Origin of the sequence: uncultured Gilvimarinus sp., from assembly GCF_963975215.1 — a bacterium.
Taxonomy (GTDB): Bacteria; Pseudomonadota; Gammaproteobacteria; order Pseudomonadales; family Cellvibrionaceae; genus Gilvimarinus.
In genome coordinates, this window is record NZ_CAXBFW010000030.1 from 13,717 (window position 1) to 30,723 (window position 17,007).

Below are 17,007 nucleotides of genomic sequence, written 5' to 3' on the forward strand. Positions count from 1 at the left end.
GTAGATGTACTCGATGTCTTGCGCCTTGGGCTCAGGATAGAGCACAAAAAATTACACTATTAGCTGGCGTAAGGCACCGCGCTACTCGGCGCGATGCCTTCGCTGACTAAAAAACTTTATTGATAGTTAACAATCCAGCGCTGTGGCTCGCCACCCCAGTACTCCCACTGGCGAATGTCGCCACCGTCTTCAGTACTGAACTCGTAAACATCCAGTGCCTTGCCGCTAAAGCGCGAGATGATGCCGTAGCTGCCATTGCCCTCGTTGACGATTTGCCACTGCTGGTTTTCGCCGCCAACATATTCCCACTGGCGAATTTCACCCCCGTCCTCGGTGCTCCATTCATAGACGTCCAGTGATTTACCGCTGTGGGCAGCGCGTATCGAGTAGTAACCGTTGTTTAAATTAACAATGTCCCACTGCTGATTGGCGCTGCCGTTGTTTTCCCACTGAACAACGTTAGCCCCGTCATCGTGGCTGCCAGAGGCTACCTCTAACAATTTGCCGCTGTGCACCGAGGTAAAGGTAACCCGGCCATTCGCTAAAGGGCCGGTAGGTTCATCGGCGAGTGAGAAGTTACGATTAAACGTCGGCCAGCCATTGTTAAATGACATCTCTAAGATATCCAACCGTGCCGGCCAGCCGTTGGCGCTGGTGCCGTCGTAGTAATGGATGGTCGCCAGATTTTGGCCGTAGTTGTTGTAGTAGCCGAAGTGCCCGGGGCCAATGTAGATGCCATCGGTGGTGAGCACCGTGCTGCCACCGTAGTTCCACATATCAACCCCGCCCTGATCAAGGTAGGGGCCGGTTGGGCTGGTAGAGCGGCCCATGACGATGTAGTAGTCACTGGAGTTGCCCGCACAGCATTCGCCCAGGTTAACGAACATATGGTAGTAGCCGTTTAAGTACTGTACCTGAGCGGCTTCAAACTCGTGCCAGGCACCGTTATTACCAACAACGGGGTAGCGGTTGCCGTTTAGCAAGTGGCCGGGTTGATCTGGCGCATGTAGATACCGGCGTAGTGCGAGCCGTACACCATCCAGACATTGTTGTTGGCATCGCGAAATAAGCCGGCATCAATAGCATTAACTGGCTGATCGCCGGAATAGGGTTCGTCGACGGTGGATACCACCATCCCTAAATCTTGCCAATTGGGGTTATTGAGCGAGTCGGTCACCATAACGCCAATGGCCGATTTCATGCCGGTCGAGGCCGAAAACGCCGAGTAGTACAGGTAGTAGCGGCCGTTCATTTCGATAAGGTCCGGTGCCCAAAAGTTACCGTCAAACCCCGGCACTTTATTATTGATCCAGCTGGGGTAAGTATTACGCGGTACCGGTGATGGGCCGCGCGACCAGTTGATAAGGTCGGTGGAGTAGAGCGCGTTAATCGGGAAGTTAGAGGCCCCGGCGCCCGTACCAAAAGTCCAATAGGTATCACCATCTTTTACGATGGTGGACGGATCGTGGATATCGGTGGTGCCATTTAACACGATGGCATGGCCCTGCAGGGTAAACAGTAGGCCAAACAATAAGCCCATTAACCTTGAGGTGTATCTTGTTATCGTCATTGTACTCTCCATTCGTTCATTATTTTATGGGGGAGCACGCACTGCTTAAGCGTGTTCGATACCTATATGAATAGGTAATACAATACTATTATATTTAATATGTTTAAGGGGGGAATGGGGTTTCAGATGTGCGAGCTTTTACAGACTGATTAGGAATAACCGGCTTTGGCTGACCCGATCAGATTTGAATAACAAATGCGTGATTCGCCCGCCCCGGCTCGGGAAGGCTTGTGGCAACCGGTGTTACCTTGCTCTGGCGGCTTAGCCACTTGGTTATCGCCCGCGGCTTAGCCGCCAGGCACCGACTAAGGCAAGCAATAAGCCGCTGCACAGAGGTACGGCCGTTACCGCAATCGCTAGCGATAAACCATTGATTTCTACCGGCCAATACAGCCCCCACTGCCGTTGGGCAAAGTGCAGTAGGCTACGCTCCAGTGCCAGTGTTAGCAGCGCGCCCAACCACAGGCCCACCGCTACTAGCACCGTTGTTTCTATGCCAAGTAAGGTATAGATAAAGCGCCGCCGGGCTCCCAGCGTTGCCATTAACTGAAACTCTGCCACGCGCCGCTCAAGCAGCCCTAGCAGAGTGCTGACCACGCCAATGGCGGCGACCAGTGCCGCCAGCAAACCCAGGCCAAGTAAGGCCGCCTCGATCCAGTCCAGCATCGACCACAATTGCGTCATGGCGACGCCGGGCAAAATTGCCTGGCTTGGCTCGGTGCTGTTTTGGTTAATCGCGCGCTGAACCTGAAAGGTGCGGGCGCGGTTATTAAGTGTTAGGTAAAAGGCGCTAATGCTACTGGGCTTAAGCGCAGCAATAGTGCCAAGCACCGGTTGCTGCGGCAGTGTTGCCAACTTTGCAGGCGACCAGTGAATGGCGGTGATCCCCTCTACGCTAATTTGCAGGGTTTTATCGATGGGCGTCCCTGTGGGCGCTAGAATGCCGGTGACCTTAAACGTGCGAGCCTCATGGTGTTGAAAGCTATGGCCGCCTAAACCGTGGCTCAGTGTCAGGGCGTCGCCAATTCGGTAGCCGAGGGTACGGGCTACTTCATGGCCAAGCGTAACGTCAAACACATGGCTAAAAGGCCGCCCCTGGGTAAAAACCTCGGCGTTGTTTACCCTTTTTATGTGATCAAATAGCGCGCTGTCGGTGCCTATAACGCGAAAGCCTCTATGGCTATCGCCCAGCATTAAGGGCACGGCGCTGGCGGTCGCATCGGCGTTGCGCCAGTCACTAAATGTTTGCCAGCTTAGCTCCCGGCTCGGAGAGCCGACGTGAAAGGCGGAAAATAAGAGTAGGTTAATGTCACCGGTGGGGGCGCCTGCAATCAAATCAATGCCTTGCACGCTGCGGCTAAACGCCGCTTGCGAACCGCGGTATACCGTGTCGACTGTGAGTAACGCGGCGGCGCTGAGCGCGATCATAGCGATGCACACACAGGCACTAAAGCGGCGGCTTAACAGGCTTTTTAAGGCGAGGCGAGCAATCACAGTGGCTGGCTCAACTCATCAAGGTGCAGGGTTTGGTCAAATTGCGCACCCAGGTGCCGGTCGTGGCTGGCAAATACCAGGGTACATTGACGCTCGCGCACTTGCTCAAACAGCAGGGTTATAAAGTCCCGGCTGTTGTTGTCATCCAGCGCCGAGGTGGGTTCGTCGGCCAGTATTAGTGGCGGGTCGTTGATCAGTGCCCGGGCAATGGCCACGCGCTGGCGTTGGCCCACGCTAAGCAAACGTGCCGGCTGGTGCAGAAGCCCGGTAGGCAGGTTCAGTTGGCTCATCAGCTGGGCTGCTTTCTCGGGCAGTCCGGTTTGACGGTTGCGGGCAAAATGCGCCGCTAACAGAATGTTATCCAGGCAGCTTAGGTAATCCAGCAGGTTTAATTCCTGAAAAATAATCCCTAAATGGCGCGCACGCCAAAACGCGTTTTGGGCAATAGGCCGCTGCTGGAGTGGCTCTCCCAGTACGTTTAACTCCCCGCTGCTAACCGGCAAAAGGCCGGCCAGAGTGCTTAATAGTGTCGACTTGCCGGCCCCCGAGGGGGCGGCCAAAAATACCTTCTCGCCGTGGGCCAGTTGCCACTGCGGCAATCGCCAGCGCGGCCCCTTGGGGTGGCCATACACGGCGGCGGTAATGTTAATGGCGTATTCAGAGGGCATAAAAAACAGCGAAGCCTTCGGTCGATGGGGATAGCTGTGTTATGTTATAACGTATTTTTTATCAGATGCAAGGAATCCCTATGACCGCCCGACAAATATGCCTACTCTGGCTCGGTTGCCTGTTCAGTCTGGGCGCGTGGGGACAGGATTATCAAACCATTGAATGGCCCGAGTTGATGCCCGAGCAAGATCTTGAGGCACTGTTAAACCCGCCGGAGTGGATTAGTGAGGTGCCCGAAGGCGGTGAGGGTGATCAGGCGCCAGCAACCGGTGGGGGCTTTGCCGGCCTGCCAGAGGACGACCCCTACAGCAAAGCGTTGCGCTCGGCCAAAACCATTCCCGCGTTTGATAACACCAACATACGTATACCGGGGTTTGTGGTGCCGTTAGTGTTTGATGATGAGCAGCGCATTACCGAGTTTTTGCTGGTGCCGTTTTTTGGCGCCTGTATTCACCTGCCGCCACCGCCACCCAACCAGGTTATCTACGCCAAATTTGAGCAAGGCATTGTGCTCGACGCGCTGTATGACCCGTTCTGGGTATCGGGCAAGCTCAGCATTGATATGATTGAAACGGATTTATCTCAGGCGGCTTATCAAATGGTGGTGGCTGCTATGGCGCCCTACACAGAGTGATGCTTTAACGTCGAATGGCGGCTTCTATGGTGGCAATGTCGATTTTTGTCATTGTCAGCATGGCATCAAAAGCGCGCTTTGCCACGTGAGCATCTAAACTGGTCACCGCCTGAGTGAGTGCCACAGGCGTTATTTGCCAGGAAATACCCCATTTATCTTTACACCAGCCGCAGGCGCTCGCCTCACCGCCGTTATCAATAATAGCGTTCCAGTAGCGGTCGGTTTCAGCCTGATCGCTGGTTGCCACCTGAAATGAAAATGATTCATTGTGGCTAAACGCCGGGCCACCGTTAAGCCCTGGCAGGCTCTTGAAAGCCCCCTAGGGCGAGGTCTGAAGCGCACATCTGCCGCACCTTGTCTCTAGCAAAGGGAACCACCCTGTCCGTCGAGACAATGCACAGCAGCTGCACGCGTCAGGCCACGCTGAGCATGCAAGGGGTTTTACAACAGCCTGCTAGGCAGGGAATACCCATAACGGTGAAGTCGACGGTTAATACATCGCCTTGCTTGCCCGCCGGGTAGTCACTCGGGGCGTGGTGAGCCGCGTCAATATGAGAGTCGGGAAAAACGCTCGCGTAGAACTGTGCGGCAGTTTGCGCCTCGCCGTTAAACCAGAGGCACACTCTATTTTTGGCTGTGGGTGCCATTGCGCATCTCCATGTTAATCAGAGCGGCCCATTGTTGCAGCACGTTGTGTGGGCCTTGGTTAATAAGTGGGTGTTGTTTGTATTCTGCCCGGGAAGTTCGCCATGCTCTAACACCTTCTTAGGGCTCGGAACGCAGGTGAACTCCCGGTCAGTGCCCTGAGTTACTCGTTAAAAAGCACCTGAAAACCACCATAGATAAGCCGCTTGCCGTCAAACGGCATGGGGTTATTCTCGGCGCTCATACGCTCGTCATCCATCACCTTTTGCATACCGCTGTCCCTAACGGCTTTAGAGGGCCACTCGACCAGACCGAACACCACGGTTTCGTCCGGCTTACACTTTACGGCCATGGGGAAGGAGGTGGTTTGGCCTTCGGGTACATCGTCGCCCCAGCACTCGGTAAGCTTTAGGGCGCCGTGCTCTTGAAAGCACTTGGCGGCCAACTTAACGTGCTTCAGGTACTGATCTTTATTGGCCGTTGGCACCGCAGCGACAAATCCATCTATGTAGTTCATACCATTACTCCCGTTGTACAACAGTGTCAGTGATTTTATAACTGATGCGCACCATGATTGTTTGGCGCTATCGGTCAGAAAAATGTTAGCAAGCAACCGCCGCTGTAATGACCGATTGCAGCGGCGTTGTCATAGGATAGTCGAACGGCGCGTAAGGGATTCGACCGTTAATTATTATTTTTACATTTCTGTCGCCTGGGTGTTAATCAGACGTGTTTATACGCCATAATGAGGAAAATAAAAATCTCATCATCTTAAGGGAATAATCCATGTCAGAGTCCATAAAGCCTATGTGCCCCCACTGCGATAGCAAGCTTCGGCGCCGCGAGCTGAATAAGCTGTACTCGTTACTGTTAGGGTTTCATCCCGTTACTTGTAGCCGTTGTCAGACGGTGGTGCAGTGGTCGGATGAGAGCAGGAGAAAACTGCAAAAGTTCTTCTATGTGGGGTGGATAGGTGGGGCGTTGATTTTGTTGGGGGTGTTGCTCAGCGTTGGGCTCGTGCCCGCCGGGTCGCACGACGGACTGTTGATTATGCTTGTGGGTAATGGTTTGTTGATGTCCAGCGTGGGGTTTGTGCGATACCGCCTGAAAGGTTGCTCGCTCGTGCCGCTTAATGGTGATGCATAAAAGCTAGGGGTGACAGGAATAAGTGCTATTTTTTTTGGCTGGATCTCGTTTCGCGCATTTCATTTTGTCGCATAGGCATAGCATCAATGTCGCGAAACAGCGATTGCAACAAAAGTTCGGTATCGGAGTTTTTAATGCCGCCGTCTTTGCCAATTAACAATACCTGTCGCGAGTTTTTTTGAAATTGATGGCTTGTGGTCTGGGCAAAGTCAGGCGCTAGTGGGCCTGCATAATTGGTTTCAACCTGTGTGTCATTTATCACAAACCACACAATATCCCGTTCGTCGATCTCTGTGCGGGCGCGTACAAGCGCTGCCTTAAGAGGTGCGGGGTTGTTCGACCAAGCCAGAATAATCCGGTTTTTCCAGGTGAGTTGGCCGATGCTGGAGAGGGCATCATTTTGGGCAAGGGCACCTAAAGGCACTAGCAGCAATAGTAGCGATAAAAAGTATCTCATAGTTCCTCCGGATAAATTTGTAGGGCGCAAAAAAGCTATTGCTCAGCCTTTTTAGGCGCAGCGCTGGTTATATACGTGTAAAGGGAAGGTCGGGTTCAGTTGTCAGCTAAAACCAGCAGGGCAGCCCGGGAGTGAACCCGACGAGCCATTTAGCGCGGCCAGATGTTTATCGTGGGTGCACCGGAACGATTATGGGGCGAGACGGCCGTAACGAAAAAACAGTAACGAAACAATAGAAACGAGAAGATAAAAAGGAGAACTGCAAGAGGCCGCACTAAACAACCTGCCTTTAAAACTTCCATACCTCAGAGTCAGGGTCCAGCACCCGATACTGTTGTTTGCCATTAATAATGGCAAAACCCTCAACCTGATGCAGTGAGGGGAATTGGCCGAATAATGTGAGTGAAATATCCGGCGCCGGTTCGCCCTCGCACGCAAACTGGTAGCTGGCGTGAACGTCGCTGTGGTGGTCCTGGCTGATTTCGGTGTGTTGGGATTGTAAGCTGCAGCGGTTGCCTCCCAGGGTGAACAGCGCCGCTGGCTTGCTCAGTGTTTGTTTAAGCTGTTGCACAGCTTGTTTTTGTTGGTCGGTAGCGGGCTCGCCTTCAAATCCCAACACATCCATAGCGGGGCTGTTAAATTCCACTTGCAACTGTGAGCTTGCGTAGGTGAGGTAGAGCTGCGCTTTACCGTGAGTGTGGTGATGCTGCTGCGCGTACGCGGTGGTGGTTATCAACGCTGCGCTGAAGGCAATCAGGTGATATTTCATGAGATGGCATCCATAGTCAGAAACAGACGTTTTTGTTTGGCTGGCAGCGGCGGCGAGCGGTGTACGATACCGCGACCTTCGTTGCCCGGCCAGCTCTCGCCTTTAAGTAGCGCCACCTCGCCGGCGGCCATTGATTGCACCGCAGCGGCCGCTGTATACAGGCCGGACTCGCTGTCGGCTTTGCCGTTTGCGCCTCGGCCCAGTTTATCCCGGTTGACGTCTTGGTTGTCGAGCCACTCGGTGGCGGGCCCGTGGTAGGTGGTGATTAAACGGCAACCGAGCCTGTCAACGTGAAAGCGCGGGCAGGTGGCCTGGCTTGCCACACACAAGCGCAAGCCAATAGCCGAGGCGGCGAGCAGGCAAGTAAGCATATCGGCAAGGGCGCAGATGTCGTCGATAAAAGCGGTGCCCTGTGGGTGTCTGGGCAATTGTTGCGGCAGTTCCCGGCTAAGCGTTGCAACGTTACCTGTTAGCCGTATCTCGGTGGCGTAGGGGTAGTGCGTAAGCAAAAACTCGCTGTAAGTGTGTACTGCACCGGGTAGTGGGCGCTGCCACACGCATAGGTTAACGCACGCGCGGTACAGCTCGGTAAATACACTGGCTGTTGAGTCTTGGCTTAAGCCCTCGGGCCGCGGTATCGGGTGTGCAGTGTTTTGCATTAGGCGTCGCTCCAGCGCGGAAACGGGTCGGGCAGTTGCTTCCAGCTCTCTTTGCCGCGAATAAGCTGGTCGTCATCGAGCAGGCAGTTGTCCAGCGCCTGCGTCATTGCATTTTGATCCAGCCCCTGGCCGATAAACACCAGCTCCTGGCGCATGTCGCCAAAGGGCTCTTGCCACTTTTCGCGAATAAACGCTAAGGCCTCTTCATCTTCGGGCCAGTGCTGTTCGGGTACCGCACGCCAAAACATTCCCGCCGCACCGTGGCGGGCGATGCCCCCGGCCTGACTCCACTGACCGGCAAACTCAGGCCGCGAGGCGAGCCAGAAATAACCTTTAGAGCGAATTAAGCGGCCGGTGGCGGCGGGGTTTTGAATAAACTCAAAAAATTTGCGCGGGTGAAACGGCCGGCGCGCGCGATAGACAAAACTACCAATGCCGTACTCTTCGGTTTCCGGTGTGTGTTCGCCGCGTATTTCTTTTAGCCACAAGGGCGATTGCTGAGCGCGTGTAAAATCAAACCGCCCGGTACCCAGTACTTTATTTAGCGCTACTTCACCGTTGGCGATAGGCACAATCTCGGCATCGTGGTTAAGCCCGCGCAGCAAGCCTTGCAGTTGGCGCAGCGCCTGTTCGTCTACCAGATCGGTTTTGCTAATAAGTATCACATCGGCAAACTCGACTTGCTCGACCAGTAAGTCGGTCACACTGCGCTCGTCGTCTTCCCCCAGGTTTTCATCGGAGTCTTTTAAATCCTTGGCGTGTTCATACTCGGCGCTAAAATTGACGGCGTCCACCACTGTTACCATGGTGTCTAGCCGGGAGATATCTGACAAGCTGACGCCATCTTCATCCGCAAAAGTGAAAGTTTCGGCCACCGGCAAAGGCTCGGAGATGCCGGTCGACTCAATTAACAGGTAATCAAACTTTCCCGACTCGGCCAGAGCGCGCACCTCCAGTAAGAGGTCTTCACGCAGGGTGCAGCAAATGCAACCGTTGCTCATCTCTACCAGTTTTTCTTCACGCCGGTTAAGGGTGATATCGTTTTTCACGGAATCGGCATCGATATTCACTTCGCTCATGTCGTTTACGATAACCGCCACCCGGCGATTGTCGCGGTTGTGCAAAATGTGGTTAAGCACAGTGGTTTTACCTGCACCAAGAAAACCGGATAACACCGTGACCGGCAATTTATTCTCAATGGGCATAAAAGGCCTCTTTGTGTTCGCTGAGTGTTTTTACGTCGGCGCCGTATTCCGCTGTGGGCCGGATCAATAGCCGCGCAATGCCAATTGGCTCGCCCGTCTCCAGGCAATAACCGTACTCGCCGGTTTGCAGGCGACGCAGCGCGCTGTCGATTTTGCGCAGCAAGCGGTGTTCGCGATCAATCAGCCGCAGGTTGAGGTACATATCGTCTTCGTATTGGGCGCGGTCGGCCTCGTCGTTGCACTCGGGCGGATTTGCCAATTGCTGTTTAATGGCGTCGATATGCGCCTGAGTTTGTTGCTTTAGGCGCAGCAGGTGATGTTTAAAAAATGCCTGCTGGGCGTCATTCATGTAGTCGGCGGCCGGCGCTTTGCACAGTTGTTGCTCGGTTAGCATGTGGCACTCTCGCACGGCGCGCCCCGACGGCAGTGAAAGCGATTGCTTAGATGGCCCGCCATTAGTAACAGCCCGCCACTGATCGAGAGAACCACCTCCGCCTCGTGCGGGGCGAACAATGCCGCCAGCAACAAAGCAAGCCCGGTAAAACCAGCCGCGCCGGGTACCCAGCGTTTGTGGCGCTTCCAGCCGCTGGGTAGGCTGGTGGCGGCCAGCGCTGCAATGGGGGCAAATAGGGCGACGTGCACCCACTCGGAGGTGAATAAACTCCCCACCAGCCCCAGCCCACCCAGCGATAGCAGAACAGGGGTGGCGATACAGTGAATGAGGCACAGGCCAGAGCAAATGGCCGCGGCTTCGTCTTTCATAATTTTTACCCATCTGTTTGGTATTAAATTGCAATGTTATAGCATAACAATACTGCAGTGTTTGGTATCGGTCAAGTGCGGGGCGATCAGGGCGCTTGGGAGGGGGCGGGTTATCGCCTGTTGTTGCTAAGAGACGTGTGGTGAACCTGAATTGCTGTGCGCGTATTGCCCGGCGCTTACGGCAGTCCGTGGTTACCTAGGTGGCAAGCGCGAGTCGGTAGCAACTGGCGAGTCGTGCAAAAGGTTAGGCTGTTGTTCACTCCATTTTGATGGTATGTGCCTGTCAACGTGTGTGAGGGGCGCGGTTGATTAAATCAACCGCTATGGCGGCGTCAGGGTATGGCTTGCTCCAGCGCGGTATCAAAACATTTGCCGTCAAACGGTACCACCAACACTTTGCTGCCGTGATTGTCGTTTCCCACATCCTCGGGTTTGCTTACGTCCAGCGCCGAGAACGTAAAGTGCGTAACGTGGCCGTTTTCCACCAGCACGCCTGGGCGCTCCAGTAGGCTCCACGTGTTTTTAGAGCCGTCGGTGTACTCAAACCCCAAGCGCGGGTCATAGGCGATGCCGGTATCCACCCAGTTGTCGATGCCATTGCGCGATACCAAATGGCGCGCTTTGCGGATGTCCCACCAGTTAAGGGTAATGTGATACAAGCCGCCGCTGTACCACACAATCGGGTCTTCGGCTTTGCTGTTGTCGTAACCCTTAATTGTGGGCCAAATGCTGGGGCCCTGGGCGACATAGGGGCCCATAATATCGTCACTGATCATCACAATGCCGGGGCGTGATACCAGCAAAAATTTACCGTCGGGGCGCACAATAATACTGACATTAGCGCCGGCGCGATCCAGATCTTGCCCATTGGCGTCCATGGTGACTTGCCCCTGCAGCTCGTATTGGCCGTCGATGGTATCCGAGATAAACACATCGCCCGCTCGCCCGGCATCACTGGCGACCACATAGTAGCGGCCATCGGGCATTACGCCGCCGGTAATATTGTGCCCAAGCCCTTCGCGGTCAGTAAAAAGTTGTTGCGGGTTTTGGTAGGGGCCATTGGGCGTTTCGCTTACGGCGTGTACCGCCACCGATTTGGCCCAATCGTAATGGGTTAGCTCGCCCGGCCAGCGGCTGGCAAATAAATGGTATTTGCCGTTAGGGGCTTTAATGATCTTGCCGTCCCAATAGTTCCAGTCCGGCTGGCGCTTGGTACTTTCCAGGCCGTTATCAATATCGCGCGGTAAAACACCCGGCGCACCCCACACGTCAGAGCTTTGGTTGCCTAAGGGCATAGGTAAAAAATAGTCCACCATGCGCAGTGAGCTTTTACCCTCACAGGATTGTGCTGCGTGGTTGGTAGGTGTGTCGGTACCGGATGGCTGGCTGCTGCACGCAGACAGTAGGGCACCGGCCAGCAGCGTCAGGGCAAAGTTGCTAAGGCTCATGGTTTTTCCTTTAGGTATTTTTGTAGTGCAAGATACCGGAGTTTGGCCATATGGACGAGCCCTGCAGGCGAGTTTATCGCTGTGTTTACGGCCCCACAGCGATAAATTTACAAACCTTAATTGCCGCGGTAGGTAGAGTAACCGTAGGGGCTTAAAAGCAGAGGGATGTGATAGTGATCAAGCGCTCCGTCAATTTGAAAAACCACCGGAATTTCTGGAAAGAAGGTCGGCGTTTCTTGCTGCTTTAACCAAGCCCCTGTTTTAAAGGTGACGCGGTAGATACCCTCTACCAGCTTTTTGTCGCTGGGGTAAAGCGCCGTGATGCGTCCTTGGGCATTCGTTCTGCCTGACTCCAGCATAATCCACTGATCGTCTTGCTGGCGCTCTAACGTTACCTGGATATCGGGCCCCGGCAGGCCGTTTTGGGTGTTGAGTACATGTACGCTCAGAGGGTTATCGGCGGCTAGTGCCGCCACGGCGCATGCCTGTAGCAAAAGGACCGATAGAACTTGTTTCATCATCTTTTTTACCGCAGTTAAAATTGGGCAGTCTGCTAATTACGTTGGCCGCGCAATTTTGGTTGTGTTAAGCAAGGTAAAATGTTGCGTTGTTCTGTCGCGCGCTCGGGGTGGCAGATAAATAATAGGGCGCGTATGTTTCCAAGCTTCTCATCAGTGAAAAGCTGGAAAAGCTTGGCGTACCCTATGATAGGCCTCCGCTCGGTTGGCTGCAGAGGACTTAAAATCGGTGCTTCGATGTCGATTGCAAGGTTTGATTGCCGACGTCTGGGGAGTTATAAGTTCAAAAAAACCGGCTATTCGTCATCAAGCATAACCTGAATTACTTTCTCCACCGTGCGGGCTTTATACTTTAACTCCCATCGGTTTGTATTTGCCAAAAAAACCACGGTGAACTTCTCTTTTGGTAGGTGCAATAATTCCGCATGAAACCCCGGCAACTCTCCGGCGTGCCCGAGGGTTTTGTGGCCGGCAATGTTTTCAATAGCTATACCAAAACCGTAGTCTACATAGGGCTTAAACCCGTTGGGGAATACCGTTGCAGATGTTGCCTCGGTGTATGCCTTGTCACTAATGACGTGTCCGTTATGAAAAGCCTCACTCCAAATAAAAAGGTCTTCGGCTGTCGAGATTAAGCCGCTGGCTCCCGTCCAGTTTCCGTGCAAGCCCGACACGCTCGTGTCTAAAGCCTTAACGGTCTGTTCGTCAACCACCGCATAGCCTGTCGCCCCATTGGTAACGGGCCGGCTACTGCTATAAATGTCGGAGTTTTCCATTCCCAGTGGTAAAAATATATTGGCCTTTACGTATTCGCCGAAGGAAAGGCCGGATACTTTTTCTACAATCATTGCTAATACGACATAGGCGGCGTTGCTGTAACGCCACTGCTCGCCCGGCTTAAAGTACAAGTCCTGATTTTCTAGTATTTTAATAAAATCGGCCGCCTCGATAGACTGGCTAAACGGCGCTGTAGATCCATCTGGCTCAAATAAGCCCGAGGTATGGCTCAGCATATGTCTAAGTGTCACAGAGGTAGTCTTTGATAAACTGGGAAAGTACTTGGTTAGCGGGTCGTTAAGGGACAACAGGTTCTTCTCTTGCAGCTGCAAAACAGACACAGCGGTAAACTGCTTGGTGATTGACCCAACCCGAAATCTTGTTTCGGTGTCGTTAGGCATGTTAGCGGCTATGTTAGCCAAGCCCCGACCGCCTTTAGCCAGTATTTTGCCATCTTGAGCAATTAAGTATGAAAATCCCGATGAGCCTTTATAGTAAAGGCTGTCAAAGTAATTAGAGATTTGTACAGCTGCATCTGGCGCGGTTATTTCGGTGTTTGCTCCACGCTCTATAAGCGCGCTCTGCCGCTCGGTATCGCCCGAGCGAGTGGCAATGTTAAATGCCGTTAGGCCTAAATTATTGCTTGCGTCGATATTAATGCCGCTTTGAACAAACCGGTCAAGCTCGTCATTGGATAGCGTGGGGGATAAATTTACAAAAGCATTGTCTGCTGCGGCTTTACTTAATGGCCTAAAGAGAAAAGACCAACCCTTGTCTTCACGCAACACTTTGATGATGAGTTGATTCTCGCCTTTTTTAAGGTTGTATGGCACAAGGTATTGGTCAGGGCTTATGTCAGTGCTGATGGGGCTCTCATGAATAACCTCACCATTAAGCCATATTTTTAGTGCCGCGTTACTGCCCATACCAAAGTATCCGCTCTCTTTTTCGCTGGATTCTATTTCAGCGGCCGCGTAGGTATAGGCGAATTTTGTAGGCTCAAGGTATCGATCTAAATGAATATAACTGAAGCCGGAATGGATAGTCTTCCAATTATGTTGCTCATTGTCTAGGGTGGTTTTTCCTGCTTGTATTGATTCCCACAGGTCATCGACCTTTATTAGATCCTGGCTGTGCGCAACCTCTAGGTCTTTTTCGGTGCTGCCAAATTGGATGGGCTCCAGTAATGTCCAGCGAGTTAGAAAAACGTCATCTTTGATGTTGTTGTAGTTGGCAATGGGGCTTTCCAGGGGTGACTCGGGTGTGGACTGATCCTGACCTTTTCTTGGTTTAGCTTCATCATCGTAAGTGCATGCGCTAGCGAGTAAGGCTGAGAGCAGTAGCCAGAAAAAACCGTGGCTCGTTTGAAGGTCTTTTAATTGTCTCGTCATTTTTATCCTTAAAATACAGGGTTCCTACGTTGGCAGAAAAACTGAAAATTATAATGGCTGGCTTGATAAAACTGTTTTCAGGCGCTCTCGCTGGGTCCTTAGGTGTGCCGAGTTCTGGTTTCAACGATGACGTCTACTTTTTGTGGGAAACTTGGCCTTATGACGCCCGGTTATGCATTTTTAACCGTTCGAAAATCTGCCATGTGATCTGGAAGTAAAGCACCGAGTCTTCCATCTTTTGAATTAACGCCAATCTCTCGCCTAAACGCCAGCTGTTCGATGCAAACTTTTTCTCTCGGCTCTAGATGGTCCATTATATAGTTTATGAAATTTATAATATCGTCATAATCACTGATAATAGAGTCATATTTTATTGAATTAAGATAGACTCCAGATGTCCTTGAATAGAGGTCATCATATTCTGTAAATATTGGTACATTACCATTAAAATATATATCACCAATTCTTAGATTTTTTAGATCCATATTGCCATGTAGAATATCGTTTCGTTCGTTAATTATAGAATGAAATCTTTTACATTTTTCATTTGAATAATCAATCACTCCTTTGAATCCCACACAGTTAAGATGCAGCGACTGAACTCTAATGTCTATTTGCTGCCGAATTACATTCTGAAAGTGCCGATCATTGTCTTTTATTTCCTTTCTCGCTAAGATAAAAATTACTAAATTGACAAAAGATTCGGCCATTACAGGTAGCATAGATTTGAGAGAGAAATAGTAGCAAACTGCGTTATTGTAACGACTTAAAAGGCCCTCAACTAAACCCTCAGAGCCGACACCGGATGGGGTTGTTAAAGTCATTTTGGATCTATCGCTTTCAATATCTATATTGAGCTGACCAATGTTCTTTATTGTTTGTTTTACAACCACCTGGAGTCTGTTAAATGGATTTACATATCTTGTCCATTTTTCAAGTTTCAATCTTACTTTTTTTATACCTTTCCCATAGCTCTTAAAATCATCTTTAATTTCACTTACAACAACTCCAATATCTGGGGGATTACTAAGTTCGCCAATAAAATGAAGCTCCGTCCTAACACTATGCGACTGAAAGGTAACAACAGAATTGCCTATAAAAAACGTCCATTCCCAGTGAATTAGATTGTCAGATGAATTATTCCTCAGCATGTTTTGCAGCCCATTTGGTGGGCCATATTTAGCATAAAAATAGCAATATAGGTCTATAGGTTTAAGTTCAGTCACTAGGTCATAGCTCAAGCACCCTTTTGGTCTATTTTCACTTTTCATCAACTCCAGGAGATCTTTGATTGGTGCGTACTTTAGCTTTGAAATAAAACTCATTTCGATCCCTTTTCTACTGCTGCTGCATAACAGCTAATTCATGCGACTCAGTCGCACTTTCGCCTATCACCCTATCTCCGGTAGAAAAGGGATGAAGTTGGATATAGAAGCCGTTGAAAACAGAGGGGAAATAGGCATATTTTGACAGCTCCATGTCTGGGAAAGTGCGACGGGCTTTAATGAATAAAGAATGTAATGACTTTTTCGCTCTAGGGCAAGCTTTGGCTAGCCGACGGATACATAGGGCTTTGGGCTGTTGATTATATGGCCGGCCTGTTGTCTCCTGGCCCGTCATCCGTCATCCGTCATCCGTCATCCGTCATCCGTCATCCGTCATCCGTCATCCATCCCCCATTCACTCCAAACACCTTTCCATCTCCTCACCCAATGCACCCCAATCCAGCGGTTGATGATGAATAATCTCCAACCGGCTGTCTTCGCACTCATCCAGCTCTAACATTTTAACCACGCCGTCGGCGAGGTTGAGGGCGATGATGCCCTGGTCGGTAATCAGCACGGCTTTTAGCCGGTCGCAGGTGAGGCCGTTTACCCAGTTAAATAGTGGCTCTAGGGCAAATACTTTGGCGGGGTGTATCACCCAGCCGGCGCTGAAGTAACCCTGCCCCTGATGTTGTTTACTGATGATCGGTTGCTCGGCCGTTGGCGTGGGCAGGGTGGCGGCAGGGTAGTTGCCCCCGTGGTGGTGGCCGGGCTCGGGCAGTGGGCTGTGTTGTTGGTGCTCGCCTTCTAGCCAGTGTGGTTGCAGTTGGCCTTGTTTAATTTGTACCTGTGGCCGTTGCTGCAGTTGCCATTGGTCTAGTTGTTTGTACATGGCGGTTAGTTGCTCGTTATTCGCTAAATCCATTTTGCCGATCACCAGTACATCGGCCACCTCCAGCTGCTGCCGGAAGGTGTCGTTGTCTAAGTGCCTTTGGCTGACAAAGTGGCGGGGGTCGATAAGGGTTAAACAGGCTTTTAGCTCGATCACGTTTTGAAAGTGCTCGTTAAGGGTTTGCAGTATTTCGAGCGGGTGACCGAGGCCGGTGGGCTCGATGATTAGCCGGTCAAACTGCTGCTGCCGCAATAGCTGGGTTAGCCCCACCTGCATGGGCAGGCCCGCCACACAACACATACAACCGCCGGGTATTTCTTTAACGGTGGCACCGCCCTCACTTAATAGCGCACCATCGATGCCAACCTCGCCAAATTCGTTGACCAGAATCGCCCAGCACTCTTGCTCGGGCTTTTGGCTTAGCAAATGGCGAATGAGGGTGGTTTTACCCACGCCTAAAAAGCCGGTGATGATATTGGTGGGGATAGTCGTCATGGAGATCCTGCTGGTTACGGGTTACGGGTTACGGGTTACGGGTTACGGGTTACGGGTTACGGGTTACGGGTTAAGGGTTACGGGTTACGGGAGGTTGGGCAAAATGCTCAGCGCCAACAGCAGCCCTTGACAGGTTCTTAGTGCCGCACAAAATTATCCACCGTCCACCGTCCACCGTCCACCGTCCACCGTCCACCGTCCACCGTCCACC

The 17,007-nt window shown here is 52.0% G+C and carries 20 protein-coding genes; 2 read left to right on the forward strand and 18 right to left on the reverse strand.

The annotated features are described in order from the left end of the window. Nucleotides 1-116 precede the first annotated feature (116 nt). From AAC019_RS15205 to AAC019_RS15220, 4 genes are all read right to left on the reverse strand, one after another. Nucleotides 117-983: an RICIN domain-containing protein gene (locus tag AAC019_RS15205; protein WP_339900003.1), complete on the reverse strand. Its 867-nt coding sequence runs from the start codon at nucleotides 981-983 to the stop codon at nucleotides 117-119. Further along, the gene (locus tag AAC019_RS15210) at nucleotides 977-1,570 is read right to left on the reverse strand and encodes a family 43 glycosylhydrolase (protein ID WP_339900005.1); all 594 of its coding nucleotides are present in this window, start codon (nucleotides 1,568-1,570) and stop codon (nucleotides 977-979) included. Before AAC019_RS15210 ends, AAC019_RS15205 begins: the two co-directional genes overlap by 7 nt. 273 nt (nucleotides 1,571-1,843) lie before the next feature. Further along, nucleotides 1,844-3,064, reverse strand: a complete 1,221-nt coding sequence (locus AAC019_RS15215) for an ABC transporter permease (protein WP_339900006.1) — start codon at nucleotides 3,062-3,064, stop codon at nucleotides 1,844-1,846. After that, on the reverse strand, nucleotides 3,061-3,732 hold the full coding sequence (locus AAC019_RS15220; RefSeq protein ID WP_339900009.1) for an ATP-binding cassette domain-containing protein: 672 nt from the start codon (nucleotides 3,730-3,732) through the stop codon (nucleotides 3,061-3,063). Before AAC019_RS15220 ends, AAC019_RS15215 begins: the two co-directional genes overlap by 4 nt. An 80-nt stretch (nucleotides 3,733-3,812) precedes the next feature. On the opposite strand from AAC019_RS15220, the gene AAC019_RS15225 reads away from it, so the two are divergent. Continuing rightward, entirely contained in the window at nucleotides 3,813-4,367 is a 555-nt protein-coding gene (locus AAC019_RS15225) for a DUF3299 domain-containing protein (protein WP_339900010.1), read from the forward strand. 4 nt (nucleotides 4,368-4,371) lie between these two features. On the opposite strand, the gene AAC019_RS15230 is transcribed toward AAC019_RS15225, so the two are convergent. From AAC019_RS15230 to AAC019_RS15240, 3 genes are all read right to left on the reverse strand, one after another. After that, on the reverse strand, nucleotides 4,372-4,671 hold the full coding sequence (locus AAC019_RS15230; protein ID WP_339900030.1) for a VOC family protein: 300 nt from the start codon (nucleotides 4,669-4,671) through the stop codon (nucleotides 4,372-4,374). Between the two features lie 109 nt (nucleotides 4,672-4,780). Further along, nucleotides 4,781-5,014 (reverse strand): VOC family protein, encoded by a 234-nt coding sequence (locus AAC019_RS15235; RefSeq protein WP_339900011.1) that lies wholly within the window; start codon nucleotides 5,012-5,014, stop codon nucleotides 4,781-4,783. Between the two features lie 161 nt (nucleotides 5,015-5,175). Then, on the reverse strand, nucleotides 5,176-5,529 hold the full coding sequence (locus AAC019_RS15240; protein WP_339900012.1) for a DUF1428 domain-containing protein: 354 nt from the start codon (nucleotides 5,527-5,529) through the stop codon (nucleotides 5,176-5,178). Nucleotides 5,530-5,798: 269 nt separating this feature from the next. Between AAC019_RS15240 and AAC019_RS15245 the strand changes: the two genes are divergently transcribed. After that, nucleotides 5,799-6,158: a hypothetical protein gene (locus AAC019_RS15245; protein ID WP_339900013.1), complete on the forward strand. Its 360-nt coding sequence runs from the start codon at nucleotides 5,799-5,801 to the stop codon at nucleotides 6,156-6,158. A gap of 25 nt (nucleotides 6,159-6,183) precedes the next feature. Here the strand turns inward: AAC019_RS15245 and AAC019_RS15250 are convergent, their stop codons facing one another. From AAC019_RS15250 to AAC019_RS15300, 11 genes are all read right to left on the reverse strand, one after another. Continuing rightward, nucleotides 6,184-6,615: a DUF4174 domain-containing protein gene (locus tag AAC019_RS15250; RefSeq protein ID WP_339900014.1), complete on the reverse strand. Its 432-nt coding sequence runs from the start codon at nucleotides 6,613-6,615 to the stop codon at nucleotides 6,184-6,186. A gap of 289 nt (nucleotides 6,616-6,904) precedes the next feature. Further along, complete coding sequence (locus tag AAC019_RS15255; RefSeq protein WP_339900015.1) at nucleotides 6,905-7,384, reverse strand: DUF2796 domain-containing protein; 480 nt, start codon at nucleotides 7,382-7,384, stop codon at nucleotides 6,905-6,907. Next, nucleotides 7,381-8,043, reverse strand: a complete 663-nt coding sequence (locus AAC019_RS15260; RefSeq protein ID WP_339900016.1) for a DUF1826 domain-containing protein — start codon at nucleotides 8,041-8,043, stop codon at nucleotides 7,381-7,383. The genes AAC019_RS15255 and AAC019_RS15260 overlap by 4 nt, the downstream gene beginning before the upstream one ends. Then, nucleotides 8,043-9,248: a zinc metallochaperone GTPase ZigA gene (gene zigA, locus AAC019_RS15265; RefSeq protein ID WP_339900017.1), complete on the reverse strand. Its 1,206-nt coding sequence runs from the start codon at nucleotides 9,246-9,248 to the stop codon at nucleotides 8,043-8,045. The genes AAC019_RS15260 and zigA overlap by 1 nt, the downstream gene beginning before the upstream one ends. Then, nucleotides 9,238-9,642, reverse strand: a complete 405-nt coding sequence (locus AAC019_RS15270; RefSeq protein WP_339900019.1) for a TraR/DksA C4-type zinc finger protein — start codon at nucleotides 9,640-9,642, stop codon at nucleotides 9,238-9,240. Before AAC019_RS15270 ends, zigA begins: the two co-directional genes overlap by 11 nt. Next, a complete protein-coding gene (locus AAC019_RS15275) occupies nucleotides 9,636-10,010 on the reverse strand; it encodes a MerC domain-containing protein (RefSeq protein ID WP_339900020.1) in 375 nt (124 codons plus the stop codon). The genes AAC019_RS15270 and AAC019_RS15275 overlap by 7 nt, the downstream gene beginning before the upstream one ends. A 332-nt stretch (nucleotides 10,011-10,342) precedes the next feature. After that, nucleotides 10,343-11,458 carry a glycoside hydrolase family protein gene (locus tag AAC019_RS15280; RefSeq protein WP_339900021.1) on the reverse strand — a complete coding sequence of 372 codons (1,116 nt, stop codon included), beginning with the start codon at nucleotides 11,456-11,458 and terminating at the stop codon, nucleotides 10,343-10,345. Between the two features lie 116 nt (nucleotides 11,459-11,574). Next, nucleotides 11,575-11,934 (reverse strand): hydroxyisourate hydrolase, encoded by a 360-nt coding sequence (gene uraH, locus AAC019_RS15285; protein WP_339900022.1) that lies wholly within the window; start codon nucleotides 11,932-11,934, stop codon nucleotides 11,575-11,577. A gap of 338 nt (nucleotides 11,935-12,272) precedes the next feature. Beyond that, the gene (locus tag AAC019_RS15290) at nucleotides 12,273-14,144 is read right to left on the reverse strand and encodes a serine hydrolase (protein WP_339900024.1); all 1,872 of its coding nucleotides are present in this window, start codon (nucleotides 14,142-14,144) and stop codon (nucleotides 12,273-12,275) included. A gap of 170 nt (nucleotides 14,145-14,314) precedes the next feature. Further along, nucleotides 14,315-15,469, reverse strand: a complete 1,155-nt coding sequence (locus tag AAC019_RS15295; RefSeq protein WP_339900026.1) for a hypothetical protein — start codon at nucleotides 15,467-15,469, stop codon at nucleotides 14,315-14,317. A gap of 355 nt (nucleotides 15,470-15,824) precedes the next feature. Next, nucleotides 15,825-16,796: a GTP-binding protein gene (locus AAC019_RS15300; protein WP_339900027.1), complete on the reverse strand. Its 972-nt coding sequence runs from the start codon at nucleotides 16,794-16,796 to the stop codon at nucleotides 15,825-15,827. Nucleotides 16,797-17,007: the final 211 nt, after the last annotated feature.

Excerpts from the sequence above, each read along its gene's own strand:
- AAC019_RS15280 (WP_339900021.1), bottom strand. The coding sequence starts at position 11,458 with ATGAGCCTTAGCAACTTTGCCCTGACGCTGCTGGCCGGTGCCCTACTG.
- AAC019_RS15260 (WP_339900016.1), bottom strand. The coding sequence starts at position 8,043 with ATGCAAAACACTGCACACCCGATACCGCGGCCCGAGGGCTTAAGCCAA.
- AAC019_RS15275 (WP_339900020.1), bottom strand. The coding sequence starts at position 10,010 with ATGAAAGACGAAGCCGCGGCCATTTGCTCTGGCCTGTGCCTCATTCAC.
- AAC019_RS15220 (WP_339900009.1), bottom strand. The coding sequence starts at position 3,732 with ATGCCCTCTGAATACGCCATTAACATTACCGCCGCCGTGTATGGCCAC.
- AAC019_RS15290 (WP_339900024.1), bottom strand. The coding sequence starts at position 14,144 with ATGACGAGACAATTAAAAGACCTTCAAACGAGCCACGGTTTTTTCTGG.
- AAC019_RS15295 (WP_339900026.1), bottom strand. The coding sequence starts at position 15,469 with ATGAGTTTTATTTCAAAGCTAAAGTACGCACCAATCAAAGATCTCCTG.
- AAC019_RS15210 (WP_339900005.1), bottom strand. The coding sequence starts at position 1,570 with ATGACGATAACAAGATACACCTCAAGGTTAATGGGCTTATTGTTTGGC.
- AAC019_RS15240 (WP_339900012.1), bottom strand. The coding sequence starts at position 5,529 with ATGAACTACATAGATGGATTTGTCGCTGCGGTGCCAACGGCCAATAAA.
- AAC019_RS15245 (WP_339900013.1), top strand. The coding sequence starts at position 5,799 with ATGTCAGAGTCCATAAAGCCTATGTGCCCCCACTGCGATAGCAAGCTT.
- AAC019_RS15270 (WP_339900019.1), bottom strand. The coding sequence starts at position 9,642 with ATGCTAACCGAGCAACAACTGTGCAAAGCGCCGGCCGCCGACTACATG.
- AAC019_RS15300 (WP_339900027.1), bottom strand. The coding sequence starts at position 16,796 with ATGACGACTATCCCCACCAATATCATCACCGGCTTTTTAGGCGTGGGT.
- AAC019_RS15235 (WP_339900011.1), bottom strand. The coding sequence starts at position 5,014 with ATGGCACCCACAGCCAAAAATAGAGTGTGCCTCTGGTTTAACGGCGAG.
- zigA (WP_339900017.1), bottom strand. The coding sequence starts at position 9,248 with ATGCCCATTGAGAATAAATTGCCGGTCACGGTGTTATCCGGTTTTCTT.
- AAC019_RS15250 (WP_339900014.1), bottom strand. The coding sequence starts at position 6,615 with ATGAGATACTTTTTATCGCTACTATTGCTGCTAGTGCCTTTAGGTGCC.
- AAC019_RS15225 (WP_339900010.1), top strand. The coding sequence starts at position 3,813 with ATGACCGCCCGACAAATATGCCTACTCTGGCTCGGTTGCCTGTTCAGT.
- AAC019_RS15255 (WP_339900015.1), bottom strand. The coding sequence starts at position 7,384 with ATGAAATATCACCTGATTGCCTTCAGCGCAGCGTTGATAACCACCACC.